Origin of the sequence: Mesorhizobium kowhaii, assembly GCF_042431665.1 — a bacterium.
GTDB classification, from domain to species: domain Bacteria; phylum Pseudomonadota; class Alphaproteobacteria; order Rhizobiales; family Rhizobiaceae; genus Mesorhizobium; species Mesorhizobium kowhaii.
Genome location: NZ_JBHLYT010000009.1, coordinates 1 through 15883, shown reverse-complemented (window position 1 = coordinate 15883; position 15883 = coordinate 1). Strand labels below are relative to the sequence as shown.

14 protein-coding genes and 1 tRNA gene are annotated in these 15883 nt (G+C 61.7%); 13 read left to right on the top strand and 2 right to left on the bottom strand.

The annotated features are described in order from the left end of the window. The first annotated feature begins 17 nt into the window (after positions 1–17). The 3 genes from ACFFNA_RS10840 (at position 18) to ACFFNA_RS10830 (ending at position 827) form a co-directional block, all read left to right on the top strand. On the top strand, positions 18–335 hold the full coding sequence (locus ACFFNA_RS10840) for a hypothetical protein (protein WP_111542460.1): 318 nt from the start codon (positions 18–20) through the stop codon (positions 333–335). Then, complete coding sequence (locus ACFFNA_RS10835) at positions 224–658, top strand: tyrosine-type recombinase/integrase (protein ID WP_378918097.1); 435 nt, start codon at positions 224–226, stop codon at positions 656–658. The genes ACFFNA_RS10840 and ACFFNA_RS10835 overlap by 112 nt, the downstream gene beginning before the upstream one ends. 83 nt (positions 659–741) lie before the next feature. Beyond that, a tRNA-Leu gene (locus tag ACFFNA_RS10830) sits at positions 742–827 on the top strand. Positions 828–3341: 2514 nt separating this feature from the next. Here ACFFNA_RS10830 and ACFFNA_RS10825 read toward each other — a convergent pair. Further along, positions 3342–3920, bottom strand: coding sequence for an NUDIX domain-containing protein (locus ACFFNA_RS10825; protein WP_378918070.1), 579 nt, complete (start codon positions 3918–3920; stop codon positions 3342–3344). Positions 3921–4073: 153 nt separating this feature from the next. Between ACFFNA_RS10825 and ACFFNA_RS10820 the strand changes: the two genes are divergently transcribed. From ACFFNA_RS10820 to ACFFNA_RS10805, 4 genes are all read left to right on the top strand, one after another. After that, complete coding sequence (locus tag ACFFNA_RS10820) at positions 4074–5177, top strand: NADH:flavin oxidoreductase/NADH oxidase (RefSeq protein ID WP_378918068.1); 1104 nt, start codon at positions 4074–4076, stop codon at positions 5175–5177. A gap of 130 nt (positions 5178–5307) precedes the next feature. Next, positions 5308–5625, top strand: a complete 318-nt coding sequence (locus ACFFNA_RS10815; protein WP_111542464.1) for an SH3 domain-containing protein — start codon at positions 5308–5310, stop codon at positions 5623–5625. Positions 5626–5778: 153 nt separating this feature from the next. Continuing rightward, entirely contained in the window at positions 5779–6057 is a 279-nt protein-coding gene (locus ACFFNA_RS10810; protein ID WP_111542465.1) for a DUF982 domain-containing protein, read from the top strand. Positions 6058–6086: 29 nt separating this feature from the next. After that, complete coding sequence (locus tag ACFFNA_RS10805) at positions 6087–6326, top strand: DUF2188 domain-containing protein (RefSeq protein WP_111542466.1); 240 nt, start codon at positions 6087–6089, stop codon at positions 6324–6326. A 313-nt stretch (positions 6327–6639) separates the two neighbouring features. Here ACFFNA_RS10805 and ACFFNA_RS10800 read toward each other — a convergent pair whose 3' ends face one another. After that, entirely contained in the window at positions 6640–7707 is a 1068-nt protein-coding gene (locus ACFFNA_RS10800; RefSeq protein ID WP_378918065.1) for an alpha/beta fold hydrolase, read from the bottom strand. 172 nt (positions 7708–7879) lie between these two features. Here ACFFNA_RS10800 and ACFFNA_RS10795 point away from each other — a divergent pair, with 172 nt between their 5' ends. The 6 genes from ACFFNA_RS10795 (at position 7880) to ACFFNA_RS10770 (ending at position 15684) form a co-directional block, all read left to right on the top strand. Then, positions 7880–8623, top strand: a complete 744-nt coding sequence (locus tag ACFFNA_RS10795) for a competence/damage-inducible protein A (RefSeq protein ID WP_378918063.1) — start codon at positions 7880–7882, stop codon at positions 8621–8623. Between the two features lie 95 nt (positions 8624–8718). After that, positions 8719–9552, top strand: coding sequence for a universal stress protein (locus tag ACFFNA_RS10790; RefSeq protein ID WP_378918062.1), 834 nt, complete (start codon positions 8719–8721; stop codon positions 9550–9552). Positions 9553–9665: 113 nt separating this feature from the next. Further along, entirely contained in the window at positions 9666–10166 is a 501-nt protein-coding gene (gene gpt, locus ACFFNA_RS10785; RefSeq protein WP_006200882.1) for a xanthine phosphoribosyltransferase, read from the top strand. 210 nt (positions 10167–10376) lie between these two features. Further along, positions 10377–10865, top strand: a complete 489-nt coding sequence (locus ACFFNA_RS10780; protein ID WP_111542469.1) for an NUDIX hydrolase — start codon at positions 10377–10379, stop codon at positions 10863–10865. A 129-nt stretch (positions 10866–10994) separates the two neighbouring features. Beyond that, entirely contained in the window at positions 10995–11306 is a 312-nt protein-coding gene (locus ACFFNA_RS10775; protein ID WP_111542470.1) for a PilZ domain-containing protein, read from the top strand. Between the two features lie 592 nt (positions 11307–11898). After that, positions 11899–15684, top strand: coding sequence for a vitamin B12-dependent ribonucleotide reductase (locus ACFFNA_RS10770; RefSeq protein WP_378918058.1), 3786 nt, complete (start codon positions 11899–11901; stop codon positions 15682–15684). The last annotated feature ends 199 nt before the right edge of the window (positions 15685–15883 follow it).

Here is a 15883-nt window from a genome sequence, read left to right as displayed (position 1 = left end):
CTTTTGGAGAATTCAAAATGAAAGTCATGATCTTGGGCGCGTTGGCGCTTTGCTTGGCCCTGCCTGCGGTTGCTTCCGCAGATGAAGCCATCGTCATTCAGACCCACCGACATCACCGCCATCATTGGAACAACAACGACGGTGCGGTCATCTATCGGGACGGACAGCGTCTCCATCACCGCCATCATGGCGAGCAGGCGTTTTACGACAATGGCGAGCGCGCCTGGCGCCGGCACCACCACCGCTCGGATGCAGTCATCATCAGCGGTTCGATCGACCGTCCGATGCATCGGCATCATCACGTCATCGTCCAGCAGGACAACAACAACTACTGATCTTAGCCCTATGGCCCGGCTGCTCGATCGCGAGAGCCGGGTCATCTCGGCTACCCCAACTCTTTGAGGTTCCTGGCCGGCGACGATGGTCATCCGCCCCTCGTCCTACCGTCGAGTTTCCCAAGGTTCGGTTCCACGACCTCAGACACACCCATGCATCTGCACTGATCGCCAGCGGGATCGACGTGGTTGCAATCAGCCGTCGCCTAGGGCATGCGTCACCTGTAGTCACGCTGTCAGTCTACGCCCATCTGTTTACACGGTGGGACGAAGGTGCTGCAGCGGCGATTGAAGCTGCCATGAGAACGGGCGCAGAACAATAATCCGGCCTTTCGGTGCCAATCCGGTGCCAACAGGGCTCGAATGGCTGGACCTATGTTCGCTTAAGTGCTTGTAATCGCGGCCTGCGGACGTGGCGGAATTGGTAGACGCAAGGGACTTAAAATCCCTCGATCTCTGATCGTACGGGTTCGATTCCCGTCGTCCGCACCATATTGAAATCAAATGACAATCTGGCTTTTAGGAACTTCGCGGATACCCTGATCAAAACGCGCTTGGATAGCCGCCCGGGTAGCCATTCAATGAAAAAGCCCGCCACCGTCAGGCAGTGGGCCCTTGGTCGCGCCCCTGCGATTAGGAATTCTTATCGCCGTTTGGATTTGGTGCCGGTGCCTCTCGCACGTCTCGCGGGGGCGGATCGACATGTTCAGGCTCTGGCGATGCTTCCTTGTCGGAACGACGGAGTGTCTTCTTCGTGTCAGGCTTCGGTGGCGGATCTTTGACTTTGCTTGGCATATCCACTTCCTCCCATCCCCCTGAAACCGGATCACCGCTCTCTTGTTCCGTGGCCCGTTAAAAGGCTAGCCACCGTGGGGCACGGCTGTACCTCATCCGGGTGTACCTCATAGAGCCATCTTGCATTCCGCGTTCGTCTCCGCACTCCAACGGCAGCGGCCCGCTTCAACCTTTCGGAGGTAGCCCTTCATGCGGATGCGCTCTGGCTCTTGCATTAGAGTGAGCGCATGTTTCGGGTCAGCCAGCACTGCGCCTCCTCGAGCCATACTGGTCAGGCCCAGCGGCCACCGCTGCTAGTCCCCTAGCAAGTCGCTGGGCCGCCCCGGCAAAAAATCCGCTCCCGTCAGCGCTTCACCTTCGGCGTGATCTCCTCGAGCTCACCTTGTCGCCGATCTCCTTTGCCGCCGCCAGCGCTTTGGCCTTGTCTTAGGTGGTCAGCACGATCCGCCAATGCGGCTTCTCGACAACGCTCACGATGTAGGTCGTGGCCGGTTTGTGCTCCACCTTTTGGCACTTCCTTCGTTCATATGGGTGTGTTCCGCTTATATTAGCAGCAGCATATATATTCGCCAGCCGGCGCCGCCCCCAACCCGCCCCGCCGGTCAGGCCCAGCGGCCTAGCTGCCACACCTAGCAACCAGGCCGCTGGGCCGCCCAGTGCCGGGCCGTTTCGCACGGCAAAGCCGGCATCATCGAAACGACAAAATGCAGACCCCGCCCCCTCTCGCGCTGACATCGTCAAACACTCCCGCGCGAGGAGCCCGCTTGCACTCGCCTTCGGGTTGCGCGACTATTGCCCTGGGGACGGACGAAGGGGAATCAAATGGCGGCCGAAAAAAGGGCAATAGCTCTCGCAAAAAGGACAATAACTCTCGCAAAATGGGATGTAACCATGAGCGAAGAGATGGGCCAAGTCGTCTTGCGCATGTTCCCGACGACAGGTGAACCGTTCCCGATCCTCCTTAGCCTTGGTCAGGCAACGAGATTGGGCCATGATCTACAGGCTCCAATGTTTCTTCCGAAAATTACGGTTCAATGACTGCTTAGCGCTACCGCTTGGCACTATCGAAAGTCGGCGTCCAGTCGCGATTCCACTCCTGCTGGAAGCCCTCGTAGTCAGGAAGTGAAGAACACCGGCCGGCGATCACGGCCCGCGGCCTTGCAATCCGAGCAGCCAAAGCGCCCGACCAAATTCCAGTGCATTGAGCCGTGCTCGGGCCCGAGCCTGTCGATCAGCGCTTGGACATCCAGCTTTGTGGATTTGCAGCACAGCGGCCAATAGCGGGGGAAAACGTCCGAACAGGGTTCTGTTGCAGGGTTGCTAATATTAGGGTTGGCTTCAGCCGGCTTGCCCCAACAAAAAGCCCCAAGCCGGTTAGGCTCGGCGGCCTCTCGTCACCCCGATCGGCTGTCGAGCCGCCTGAAGGTTGATGGCTGAATGAAAGGCCTCGCCGCTCCATTTGCGAAGCGGCGAGGCCCCCACCCGCCCCGATGCCGGCCCCAACACCCGGCATTGCTGACACTGCAATTCTGGTGCCAGCGCAAATGACCCATTACGGGACATCCGCGTGCGTCGGCTTAGGCGGCGTCGGCTAAGATTGGCCCGGCGGGAAACGTGCGCGGGGCAAGCTTGGCACGGCTCTTGCGTCCATAGCTTCAGGCATGCCGGGCGCAAAGACGCTGTTCCACATCGACACCGGCGTGTGAGGTTGGGACAATGATGTCGCGCAAGCTTCTGTTCGGCCTTCCCGCAGTGTTCCTGGTCACGGCCTTGGCGGTAGCCCTCTTGTCGTCCGAGACCTCATGGGAATTTCTGACTGCGACCCAATCCGATTCGGTCTTTTGTTCAAGCGGTCCATCACGCGAGACCGTATCGGCGTCGGCTTCAACGTCGAGGACTTTGCCATCATGTGGATAGCACAGACAAAATTCGGAAATGAACAGCCTCGTGTAGCGGCGTCTTGCAGAGATTGGGCCATGGAGCAGTGGGCTTTGATCACTCGGTTGGCATCAGCCTTTCGCGAATTCATTGCACCGCGCTACCGGCCAGAACTTCACTATATGCGCGGCCCCGGGCCGGCCTGCGCGCGCCGCGTGAGCGCAGGCCGAATATCCCACGGCCAACCATCCCTATTCGGCATCGATCCGAGAGCCAAACCAGGCGGCAGGATGCAAGTCGCCAGAATGCAGGGCGCCAGAAAGCCGGTATCGATCAAGCAGGGATCGGGTTCAGCTTCAGGTGCTGGATCAGGATGATGGTCTTGGCGTCGATGATGCGGCCATCGGCAATGCCGGCCAGCGCCTCGTCGAGCGGCATTTCCAGCACTTCGATGTCCTCGCCCTCGTCCGGTGCGCCGCCGCCGGCCGAGATGCGGTCGGCGGGCGAATAGCGGGCGATGAAGAACCAGAGCCGTTCGGTGACGCTGCCTGGGCTCATATAGGGTGAAAACAGCCGTTCCACGTTCTGCAGGCGGTAGCCGAGTTCTTCCTCGGCTTCCTTGCGGATGCAGGTTTCCGGATCGTTTTCGTCCAACAGGCCGGCACAGGCCTCGATCAGCGGCTCGCGGTGGCCGGTGACGTAGGCGGGATAGCGGAACTGGCGCACCAGAAGCACGGTCGAGCGCAAGGGATCGTAAGGCAGGATCACCGCACCGTCGCCGCGATCATAGGTCTGGCGAATCTGTGTCTCCCACTGTCCGTCACGCCGGCGGTAGTCGAGGACGGTCTTCTTCAGGACAGCCCAGTCGTCGGAGAGGATTTCCTCCGAACGGATGCGAATGCGATCTTCCATCATGATCTCCATGCTACCGGTCGAGGCGTAGCCGCGAACCGGCATTTGCGCAATGCAGGCAATCGGTCCAAAAAGGCGTGTCACCTTCTCGTGTGTGGCGCGCCTTCGATCCACTACCTAGATAGCGGCTTACCCCTCTCGGAGCCCTTTCCCATGACCTCATCGCTTTTCCAGCCGATCACTCTCGACGGCCTCACCTTCCCCAATCGCATCGCTGTCGCGCCGATGTGCCAGTATTCCGCCGAAGACGGCTCGGCCAGCGACTGGCACCTCTACCACTGGATGAACCTTGCCATGTCCGGCGCCGGCATGGTCACGGTCGAGATGACCGATGTCGAACGGCGCGGGCGTATCACGCATGGCTGCCTCGGCCTTTATTCCGAAGACAATGAGGCGTCCGCCCGCCGCACGCTGGATGCTGCCAGACGCGTCGCCGCTCCCGGCACGAAGTTCGGCTCGCAGCTTGCCCATGCCGGCCGCAAGGCCTCCAACCGCAAGCCGTGGCAGGGTGGCGGGCCGCTGCAGCCAAACGAAGATCCCTGGCAGACCGTGTCGGCCTCGGCCATCGCCTACGACACCGGCTGGAACGTTCCGCGAGCGCTGGAAGACGAAGAAATCCTGCAGCTCATCGAACGCTTCGCCGAGGCGGCAAGGCGTGCCGAACGCGCCGGCTTCGATTTCCTCGAACTGCACGCAGCGCATGGCTACCTGATCTTCCAGTTCCTGTCGCCATTGTCCAACCAGCGCACGGACCGCTGGGGCGGCTCGCTGGAAAACCGCATGCGCCTTGCCGTCGAGCTCGCCAAGGCGGTGAGGAAAGCAACGCCAAAGCTGATGCTCGGCGCGCGGTTGTCGGTGAAGGACTGGGTCGATGGCGGCTTCGACGTGGAAGACGCGATCGAAGTGGCGAAAGCACTCAAGGACGTCGGCGTCGCCTATCTCTGCTGCTCGAGCGGCGGCAATTCGCCCCTGCAGAAATTGCCCACCGGACCCGGCTACCAGGTGCACCTGGCGGAAGCCGTGCGCAAGGGCGCCGGCATTCCGACCCGTGCGGTTGGCCTGATCGACGACCCGAAGCAGGCCGAGGCAATCGTCGCCGAGGGCCGCGCCGACATGGTGGCGCTGGCACGCGCCTTCCTGGCCGATCCGCGCTGGGGATGGCGTGCCGCCGCCACGTTCAGCGAGACAATCCACCCGGCACCACAGCTTGCCCGTTCGGTGACCACGATGCAGCACTGGATGAAGGCGGCGGGCTGATCGGCCCGTTCTCCTGATCCCGGCGCGGTCCGCAGTCTGGACAGTTTGCCACTGCTTGGCTTCAATTCTGCTCGCAAACTGTTACGTTGGGTGAGGCTGCGGCGGGCGCGGCCGGGCTTGGGAGGAAATCATGTCGTTCAGGGCATTCTTGCCGGTTGCAGCGCTGACAGCCGTGGCCGGCCTTTGGATTGGCACGTTGACGCCGGCCGGTGCGCAATATTGCGAAGGCACGGTGCACGGCCTGTCCGGCCGCTACAATCTGGCGACCGGCAGCGGCTTTCTCGCCGTGCGGACGCGGCCGAACTCGTCGTCGCGGATGATCGGCCAGCTGTTCAATGGCGATCACACCGAGATCTTCGACCGCCGCGGCAACTGGTATCAGGTCGAGATCGGCGGCAGGACCGGCTGGGCAAATGCACGCTGGCTGCGCAACGATTGCGGCTACTGAGACGCCCGTGCATGTCACCCAAAAGTGGATCCGGTTTTGGGATAACGACATGCATAAAACAAAGACCTAAAGCGCGTCGCAAACGCGACGCGACTTTTGGGCGCAGGCTGAAGGCCACGGTTGCAACCAAATTGGCTGCTTTGCGTTGCGGCCATGATGGACAACAAACCTTTTGAAGTGCCGGTCGTCGTCGAACTTGGCCACGTCGGCAAATATCGCCATATCCGCAGTGCCCAGGAGGCGGCGGAATGCCTGATGACCGTGTGGCCGCTCAATCGCGGCCCGCGCCATCGTGATGCCCTCGACACTTGCCTCAAAGTGCTGGAAGGTTATCGTTCGACAGCGGATGCGCGCCGGGCGCTGATTGAAGCCGCCAAGGAATCGGAAGTCCTTGTGCCCGACGACAGACTGTCAGACGACCGGCTGCATTGAGCAGACGGACCTTTCAACTGGAGGTTTTCATGGCGAAGCTGACTTACAAGATCGTCGAGCATGACGGCGGCTGGGCCTATAAGGTCGGAGAGACCTTCTCGGAGACGTTCCCCACGCATCAGGACGCGTTGCGCGCCGCCGAAATCGCTTCATCCGAGCAGCAGGTTGCCGGGGCCACGGACGGCATCCAGTACGAGGACGCCGAGGGCAAATGGCACGAGGAACTGGCCGACGGTCGAGACCGGCCGCAGACGGAAGTGTCAGACTAATTTCAATATTGGGCATGCAGGACGCCGACCGCAGACGTCCGGAGAGAATGACGTTCCGCGGCCAGCGACTGCCCTGCGGGCTCTAGCTTTTGAGCATTATCTTTCCCGAAAACCGGTAACCACTTTTCGGGATCATGCTCTAGCTTTTGAGCACGATCTTTTCCAAAATCGGTAACCACTTTTCGGGATCGTGTTTTGACTATTTGCCGCAGTACTGATCGTTCACGTTCCCTTGGGCATTCGCATCGGGACCGGCGGTATGGAGGCACAAGGTCCGGCCGGGCCGGTATTACCCAGGGTGTTCAATCCTGAGCTATCGCCATTGATGCTTCCGGTGGTGCTCTGATCGACAGCCGAGGAATTCTCGTTGCCGAAGAGCCAGTTGTGGTGGTTGGAATAGGTGCTGTCCGACGACTGCGCCATTGCCGATGTGGCGAGACCGATCGTCAAAACGGATGCTGCGCTCCGGCGCGACGAATTGCGGCATGTGCCCCATTCCCTCGACCACTTCGAAATCGAGCCCCTGGATCCTCGACCTCATCGGCGCACCCTGGGTGTGAAAGCGGGTCACGCGATCGGCATCGCCGAAGAGGATGCCGGCTGGCATGGCGATCTCGCCATAGCGCCCCTCGATGCGGCCAAGGTCACGCTCGATCGCCACGACATCGGAGGACATGGCATAGAAATGAGCTGGCCTGAGCCCGAGCCAGCCGCCGGCCGCGACCATGTAGTCGCCAGGCAGGACCTGTGGCGCGAAGATGAACTCCATTATCGGCCGCGCATATCTGAGGCTCGTCGGTATCGCCACCGTATAGCTCATGATCCAACGCCACAGGCGTGACGGAATATAGAGTGAGCCGAACTTTTCGCGCCCATCGGCTTCCATGTGGGTCAATGGCGCCAGGAGCGCGATGCCGGAAATCGTCTCGGGGTGTTCAACGGCCAGGGTCAGCGCGATGGCACCACCCAGGGAATGACCGACCACCAGCGGCTTTTCCAACCTGAGCTCTTCAATGAAGCGGCGCACGGTCTCGGCCTGTTCGGTCAGCCGGCCCGTCGCACCGCTCGCCCGCACCGAATAGCCCGCTCCCGGTCGATCGAGCGCGATCAACCGGTAGCCCGGACCCAGCCGCCCGAACAGAGTGTGCCGGAAATGATGGAGCTGGGCGCCAAGCCCGTGCAGGAAGACGATCGGCCGCCCCTCGCCCTGGTCGACATAGTGGATGCGATTGCCATCTATCTCGATGAACTTTCCGACCGGCGGCACCAGCCTTTCGGCCTTGGCCGCGATCCACAGCGTCGCCAGCACCAGACTGGCGATCCCCAGGACCGCCAGCGACAACAGAACGGCAAGCAGCCACGACAGAATCGACAGGAGCATTGTTCACCCGAACCAGAACCAGCTTGAGCTTAGCCGCATCCGGTGCCGCTGCAACCTTGCATCGAATGGGCGGCCCGAGAACCGTCGATATGATTTGCTGGTCCGCTCAGGCAGCATTGCGACGGCTGCCGCGCCGCGCTATCTGAGGCGACCCGTCTTGCCGGAGTCTTCCATGCCCGAAATCGTGACCGCCGCCATGCTTGTCATCGGCGATGAGATTCTGTCCGGCCGCACCAAGGACAAGAACATCGGCCATCTCGCCGATATCATGACGGCGATCGGCATCGACCTGAAGGAAGTGCGCATCGTTCCGGACGAGGAAGACGAGATCGTCGCGGCGGTGAATGCGGTGCGCGCACGCTACACTTATGTGTTCACCACCGGCGGCATTGGCCCGACGCATGACGACATCACGGCCGATTCCATTTCAAAAGCCTTCGGCCTGCCTTGCGAATACGATGCCAAGGCCTATGCCCTGCTCGAGGCAAGCTATGCCGCGCGCGGCATCGAATACACCGAGGCCCGCAAACGCATGGCGCGGATGCCGCGCGGCGCCGATCTCATCGACAATCCGGTGTCGGTTGCGCCCGGCTTTCGCATCGGCAACGTCCATGTCATGGCCGGCGTCCCGTCGATCTTCCAGGCTATGCTCGACAACGTCGTCCCGACGCTGAAGGCCGGCACCAGGATGCTGTCGGCAACCGTGCACTGCCCATTCGGCGAGGGCCTCATCGGCGGACCGCTGGGCGATATCCAGAAAGCGCATCCGGACACGATCATCGGCTCCTATCCGAAATATGGCGATGGCAAATTCTGGACCGAACTGGTCGTGCGTGCCCGCAGGCAGGACGCGCTGGACGCAGCGCGTGCCGATGTCGAGGCGATGGTGGCCGGGTTCGCCAGCAATCCCGGCTGATCCAGTTCAGACCGGAACCAAGCACGACGCTGGAACGTTTCCTTCACGCGAGTATATCGGCCGCAATTCGATCGCTTGCAAACTGAGGGATTACCATGCGATTCAAGACCATCGTCGCCATTCTGCAAAACGAGCAGGACGCCGAACGCGTGCTGGACTGCGCCATTCCACTCGCCAGCCGATTCCAGAGCCATCTGATCGGTATCCATGCCGAAACGCTTCCGGTGCCCTACACCTCGGCCACCGGCTTTCCGGACACCGAGTTCCTGCAGGTTTCGGCCGACATGAACCGGGAGCGGGCCGAGAAGCTGCAGGCCATTTTTCTCAAGCATATCGAGAATTCCGGGCTTTCCTTCGAGTGGCGAAGCCTGGAGAGCTTTTCGGGTGACAGCGCGCTGACCGGCATTTCCAGCGTGCGCGCCGCCGATCTGATCATCGCCGCGCAGCGTGAGACGGGCGGCGACCCGGGCGCGGATGTCGACACGCTGGTCTATGACGCCGGCCGGCCAGTGCTGGTGGTGCCGCATGCGGGCCCGCTGGTCACCACCTTCAAGCATGTGCTGCTGGCCTGGAACGGCAGCAAGGAAGCGGCCCGCGCCGCCTTTGACGCACTGCCGTTCATCATCGAAGCCGAGAAAACCGACATATTGGTCATCGATCCACCCGACACGCTCGACGAGAGCCCGGAAGCCGCCGGCGCCGAAATCGCGGCCGCGCTGTCGCGCCACGGCGCCACCGTCAGCGTCTCGGTGCAGAGGTCGGGCGGCAGTTCGATCGACGACATCATCCAGACCAGGATCGCGGAAACCGGCGCCGATCTGCTGGTGCTCGGCGCCTACAGCCACTCGTGGCTGCGCCAGCTTCTGTTCGGCGGCGTGACGCGCACCGTGCTGCGCACGTCGCCGGTGGCCGCCTTCCTGTCGCGCTGAGTCCACAACGATCGCTCAGGCCGCCCTTGCCAAGGCCAAGGCTTTCCAGTTAATTCCGCGCGCATTCCCCTGTTTTCCTGCACGCGATCCCCGCGTGCTGCGGAGTGCGCGACATGTCCCTTCCCGAAAAAGCCTTTCCGGTCTCCTGGGACCAGTTCCATCGTGACGCCCGGGCGCTCGCCTGGCGGCTTGCGGGTGCCAACAAGGGGCAATGGAAAGCGATCGTCTGCATCACCCGTGGCGGGCTGGTTCCGGCTGCCATCATCTCGCGCGAACTCGGCATCCGCGTCATCGAGACGGTCTGCGTCGCCTCCTATCACGACTACACCAGCCAGGGGCAGCTGCAGGTTCTCAAAGAGATCACCCCCGCCCTGCTGGCCGACGACGGCGCCGGTGTGCTGATCATCGACGACCTGACCGATACCGGCAAGACGGCGGGCATCGTGCGCGCGATGATGCCGAAGGCGCATTTCGCCACCGTCTACGCCAAGCCGAAAGGCCGGCCGCTGGTCGATACCTTCGTCACCGAAGTCAGCCAGGACACCTGGATCTATTTCCCGTGGGACATGGGCTTCACCTATCAGAAGCCGATCGCCGACGACCACGCCGGCTGATTCGCAACATCTGCCTTTTCCAGATCAGCCGCCACTGTCGGGCATCATTTGCTTCCGCAAATGGGCCTTGCGGGCCAGACATTTTGCGAAATCGACGTTCATTGGCGGAAATTGGCCAGACGGGTCAAAGTTTTTACTTTTATTGCTTATGATTGGCCGTAAGATTCGTGAGACGGCAAACGATTCTGGAGGCTGGGGCTAGCTTCTCCGATGTTGACGAGGCCAACGACGCACAATCATCTGGCCGAAAGGGTCCGGCGGCTCTTCGGCACGGCGCCGTGCCGTCTGCAGGTTGCCGCCCTGCCCTGGCGCGACAACGGAAACGGTGTCGAGATCATGCTGATCACCAGCCGCGATACCGGGCGTTGGGTTATTCCCAAGGGCTGGCCCGAGGCCAAAGAGCCACTCTGTGAGGCCGCGGCGCGCGAGGCCGGCGAGGAAGCCGGGCTGCGCGGAACGGTGTCGCACCTTGAGGCCGGCCGTTACTTCTACGCCAAGGTGTTGGCTTCCGGCGAAGAAGTGCCGTGCGAAGTCCTGGTGTTTCCGCTGCACGTCGACAAGATCGCCGATCGCTGGAAGGAAAAACACTCGCGCACCCGCAGATGGGTCAGTTCCAGCGAAGCGGTGCGCATGATCAACGAACCCGACCTTTGCCAGATCATCGCCTATTTCTGCGCCGACCCGCACAGGTTCCCCTGATCGGTCACCCTTCTGCCGTAAGAGGTCCAGCTCACAACCATAGAGTGCACAGGCCCAGTTCGATGCGGCGCTGTGAATGGTTTGCTAATCATTGGCGGGTAAGAATCGGGTCGATCGGGCGCTCTATCGATGGCAAACCCTGTAAACCCAATTCAGCAAGATTCCGGCGAGCCTCAGCGCGAACGTCGTCCGCGCGTGCTCAAGGGCGGATCGATCATCACCGGGATTCAGAACTCGGAGGTCGGCTGCACGCTGCGCAATCAGCACGACAGCGGCGCCGAACTGAAGATACCGCTCGAGTCACGGGTTCCCGATCGCTTCCTTCTCTACGTGCCGCTCGACGGCATTGCCTATCGGTGCGAGGTTCGCTGGCGCCGCAATGACCGCGTGGGGGTGCAGTTCACCGGCACCGAGCCAAAGCCGAAATTGCATTACGGTTGATCCCTCCGGATGCAGCGGCGAAGCGATCGCCGCGCTGCAATTCTATCCCCGTTATCCACATATGTGACACACAAGATGTTGGGGTCACAAAAGCTACGCAAACGAATCCTTGACGGCGCAAAACGAGTCGCCTTTTATAGGCCATGCGCTCCTGTTGAGAGCGCGACCGGAAAGTTCTGAGCCCGGTCTTTTTCCCGGATTATGTGCGTTTTTGCCCGCATTTCCGCCTGTTTACGAGGCCGGCGGAAGCGTTGGGGTTGTGGGGTGGTTGGGGACGATAGGGAGAATTGTCGGACTGGAATAAATTGTCTGTTAACACTATATTTAGTGTTTGCAGGTAGGTTCGACGCTAGATAGTGTGAATTTCCCTCGAGTGAGGGAATCGAAAAAAATCAGTTTTGAGGGACCCGCGGGTTCGTCGGCGCGTTGGACAGGTGCTTCGCAAGGAGTTTGACCAGCAAGGCCGGCGGAGACTGCAAAATGGAGAGCCGGCCGTTTTCGAACGCCGGCAGGCGGCGGACATGCGTGTTTCGCATTGGGGGCAGAAATCCCCTGACGAAAGCGCTATATATAGACAAAAGGGACCGGACCAATGCGCATCGAGCGTCGTTTCACCAAGCAAGGGCAATCGGCTTACGCGGAGATCGAATTCCGCAAGGCGCTTTCGGAGATCAAGAATCCGGATGGCTCGGTGGTGTTCCGTCTCGACAATATCGATGTGCCGGCGCAGTTCTCCCAGGTCGCCGCCGACATCCTGGCGCAGAAGTATTTCCGCAAGGCCGGTGTCCCCGCACGACTGAAGAAGATCGAGGAGAACGACGTCCCCTCGTTCCTGTGGCGCTCCGTCGCCGATGAGGCCGAGCTTGCCAAGCTGCCGGAAGCCGAACGCTATGGTTCCGAGATCGACGCCCGCCAGGTCTTCGACCGCCTTGCCGGCACTTGGACCTACTGGGGCTGGAAGGGCGGCTACTTCAAGGCGTCGGAGGAAGACGCCCGTGCCTTCCGCGACGAACTCGCCTACATGCTGGCCACGCAGCGCGTGGCGCCGAATTCGCCGCAATGGTTCAACACCGGCCTGCACTGGGCCTATGGCATCGACGGCCCGAGCCAGGGCCACTTCTATGTCGACCCGTTCACCGGCAAGCTGACCAAGTCAAAGTCCTCCTACGAGCATCCGCAGCCGCATGCCTGCTTCATCCAGGGCGTGCAGGACGACCTCGTCAACGAGGGCGGCATCATGGATCTTTGGGTGCGTGAAGCGCGCCTGTTCAAGTACGGCTCCGGCACTGGGTCCAACTTCTCGCTGCTGCGCGGCGAAGGCGAAAAACTGTCCGGCGGCGGCCGTTCGTCCGGCCTGATGAGCTTCCTCAAGATCGGCGACCGTGCGGCGGGCGCCATCAAGTCGGGCGGCACGACGCGCCGCGCCGCCAAGATGGTCATTGTCGACGCCGATCACCCCGATATCGAGGAATTCATCGACTGGAAGGTCAATGAAGAGCAGAAGGTCGCCTCGCTGGTGACCGGCTCCAAGATCGTCAAGAAGCATCTCGAAGCGATCATGAAGGCCTGCGTCAATTGCGAAGGCCAGGACGACGACTGTTTCGACCCGTCGATCAACACCGCGCTGAAGCGCGAGATCAAGGCGGCCAAGAAGTCGGCTGTGCCGGAGAACTACATCTACCGTGTCATCCAGTTCGCCAAGCAGGGCTACACGTCGATGTCGTTCAAGACCTACGACACCGACTGGGATTCGGACGCCTACCTCACCGTTTCGGGCCAGAACTCCAACAATTCGGTGTCGCTGAAGGACAATTTCCTGCGCGCCGTCGAGGACGATGCCGACTGGCACCTCACCGCCCGCAAGGACGGCAAGGTGTTGAAGACGCTGAAGGCCAGGGATCTCTGGGAAAAGATCGGCTACGCCGCCTGGGCTTCCGCCGATCCGGGCCTGCATTTCAACACGACGATGAACGACTGGCACACCTGCGCCTCCGCCGGTGCGATCCGGGCGTCCAACCCGTGCTCGGAATACATGTTTCTCGACGACACGGCCTGCAACCTGGCCTCGATCAACCTCCTGCCCTACCGCAACGCCGACGGCACGATCGACATCGCTGCCTATGAGCACACCGTGCGGCTATGGACGATCGTTCTCGAAATCTCGGTGATGATGGCGCAGTTCCCGTCGAAGGAGATCGCCAAGCAGTCCTACGAATACCGCACGCTCGGCCTCGGCTACGCCAATATCGGCGGCCTGCTGATGACGTCGGGCATTCCCTACGACTCCGACGAGGGCCGCGCCATCTGCGCCGCACTCACCGCGATCATGACCGGCATGGCCTATGCCACCTCGGCCGAAATGGCCGCCGAACTCGGCGCCTTCGCCGACTACGATCGCAATGCGCAGAACATGCTGCGCGTCATGCGCAACCATCGCCGTGCCGCCTATGGCGAGAAGCAGGGCTATGAGAAGCTGGCCGTCAACCCGGTGCCGCTGGTCGCTTCCGACCTGAAGCAGCAGGACCTTGCCGTCCATGCCAAGGCCGCCTGGGACCGCGCCATCGAACTCGGCGAGGAGCATGGCTACCGCAATGCGCAGGCGACCGTCATCGCGCCGACCGGCACGATCGGCCTGGTCATGGATTGCGACACCACCGGCATCGAGCCCGACTTCGCCCTGGTGAAGTTCAAGAAGCTCGCCGGCGGCGGCTATTTCAAGATCATCAACCGCGCCGTGCCGGAAGCGCTGCGTACGCTCGGCTACTCCGAAGCCCAGATCGCCGAGATGGAGGCCTATGCGGTCGGCCACGGCAATCTCAACCAGGCACCTAGCATCAACCCCGGCGCACTCAAGGCCAAGGGTTTTACCGACGACAAGATCGCGGCACTCAACGCAGCCTTGAAGTCGGCCTTCGACATCAAGTTCGTCTTCAACCAGTGGACGCTCGGCGCCGACTGGGTGAAGGAGACCTTTGGCTTCACCGACGAGCAGCTCAACGACTTCTCGTTCGAGATCCTGCCGGCGCTGGGCTTCTCCAGGAAGGACATCGAGGCCGCCAACATCCATGTCTGCGGTGCGATGACGCTGGAAGGCGCGCCGTTCCTCAAGGCCGAGCACCTGGCGGTGTTCGACTGCGCCAGCCCGTGCGGCAAGATCGGCAAGCGCTCGCTGTCGATCAACAGCCACATCCAGATGATGGCGGCAGCGCAGCCCTTCATCTCCGGCGCCATCTCCAAGACCATCAACATGCCGAACGACGCGACGGTGGAAGACGCCAAGGGCGCCTACATGCTGTCGTGGAAGCTGGCGCTGAAGGCCAACGCGCTCTACCGCGACGGCTCGAAGCTGTCGCAGCCGCTCAATTCCTCGCTGCTCGCCGATGGCGAGGACGACGAGGACGACGCCCTCGAGCAGCTGATCGCCGCACCGGCGGCAGCACGCGCGGCACAGATCACCGAACGGATCGTCGAGCGCATCATCGAGCGCGTGTCGCGCGAGCAGGAAAAGCTGCCCGGCCGCCGCAAGGGCTACACGCAAAAGGCCAAGATCGGTGGCAACACCATCTTCCTGCGCACCGGCGAATATGACGATGGCCGTCTCGGCGAGATCTTCATCGACATGAACAAGGAAGGCGCGACCTTGCGTGGCCTTCTCAACAACTTCGCCATCGCCATCTCGCTCGGCCTGCAGTACGGCGTGCCGCTCGACGAATATGTGCACGCCTTCACCTTCACCAAGTTCGAACCGGCCGGCATGGTGCAGGGCAACGATGCCATCAAGAGCGCGACGTCGATCCTCGACTACGTGTTCCGCGAGCTGGCGATCTCCTATCTCGGCCGCAACGACCTCGCCCATGTCGACCAGTCGGACTTTTCCAACACCGCACTTGGCCGTGGCATCAGCGAAGGCAAAACCGATGCGGTCTCCAAGGGCCTGACCCGTGGCGCTTCGCCGGTGAAGCTGGTGTCGCGGGTGAGCGGCAATGATCCGAAGGGTTTTGCGGCTCCCTCGGGCGCCCCTGCCCGCTCGGCACCCACAGCCTTCTCCGGCTCCAACGTGCTGGCGCTGAAACCGGCCAGTGACGAAGCGGTCGCCTACAAGCGCGACTATGAAGAGCGGGCAAAGGAACTGGCTGAGGACATCGCCTTCGAGGAAGCGGCGGCGGGTGTTGCTTCTGACGCCACGGCGGCGCTGTTCACCGACGCCGCCGCCAATGAAGCGGCCGAGGCGAAGAAACTCGCCAACGACCGCCGCGCCAAATCGCTGCTCCAGGGCTACACCGGCAATTCCTGCTCCGAGTGCCAGAATTTTACCATGGTGCGGAATGGCACTTGCGAGAAGTGCGATACATGTGGGGCCACGAGCGGGTGCAGCTGATGGATGGTCGTGGTGGTGCCACACCCAAAGTTGGGTACCTGAAAGCCAATGTTGTGTACCTGGAGGGGCCTGACGGCCGCCTCTCAGGCAACTGGAAGGGGTGGCTGGGCTTTTAGGCAAAGGAACGATTTCCGGATGCAAAAAGCGTCCGGAAAAATCGACTACAGAACAAACCAAGAATTGAACGCAAGGAGGGCAC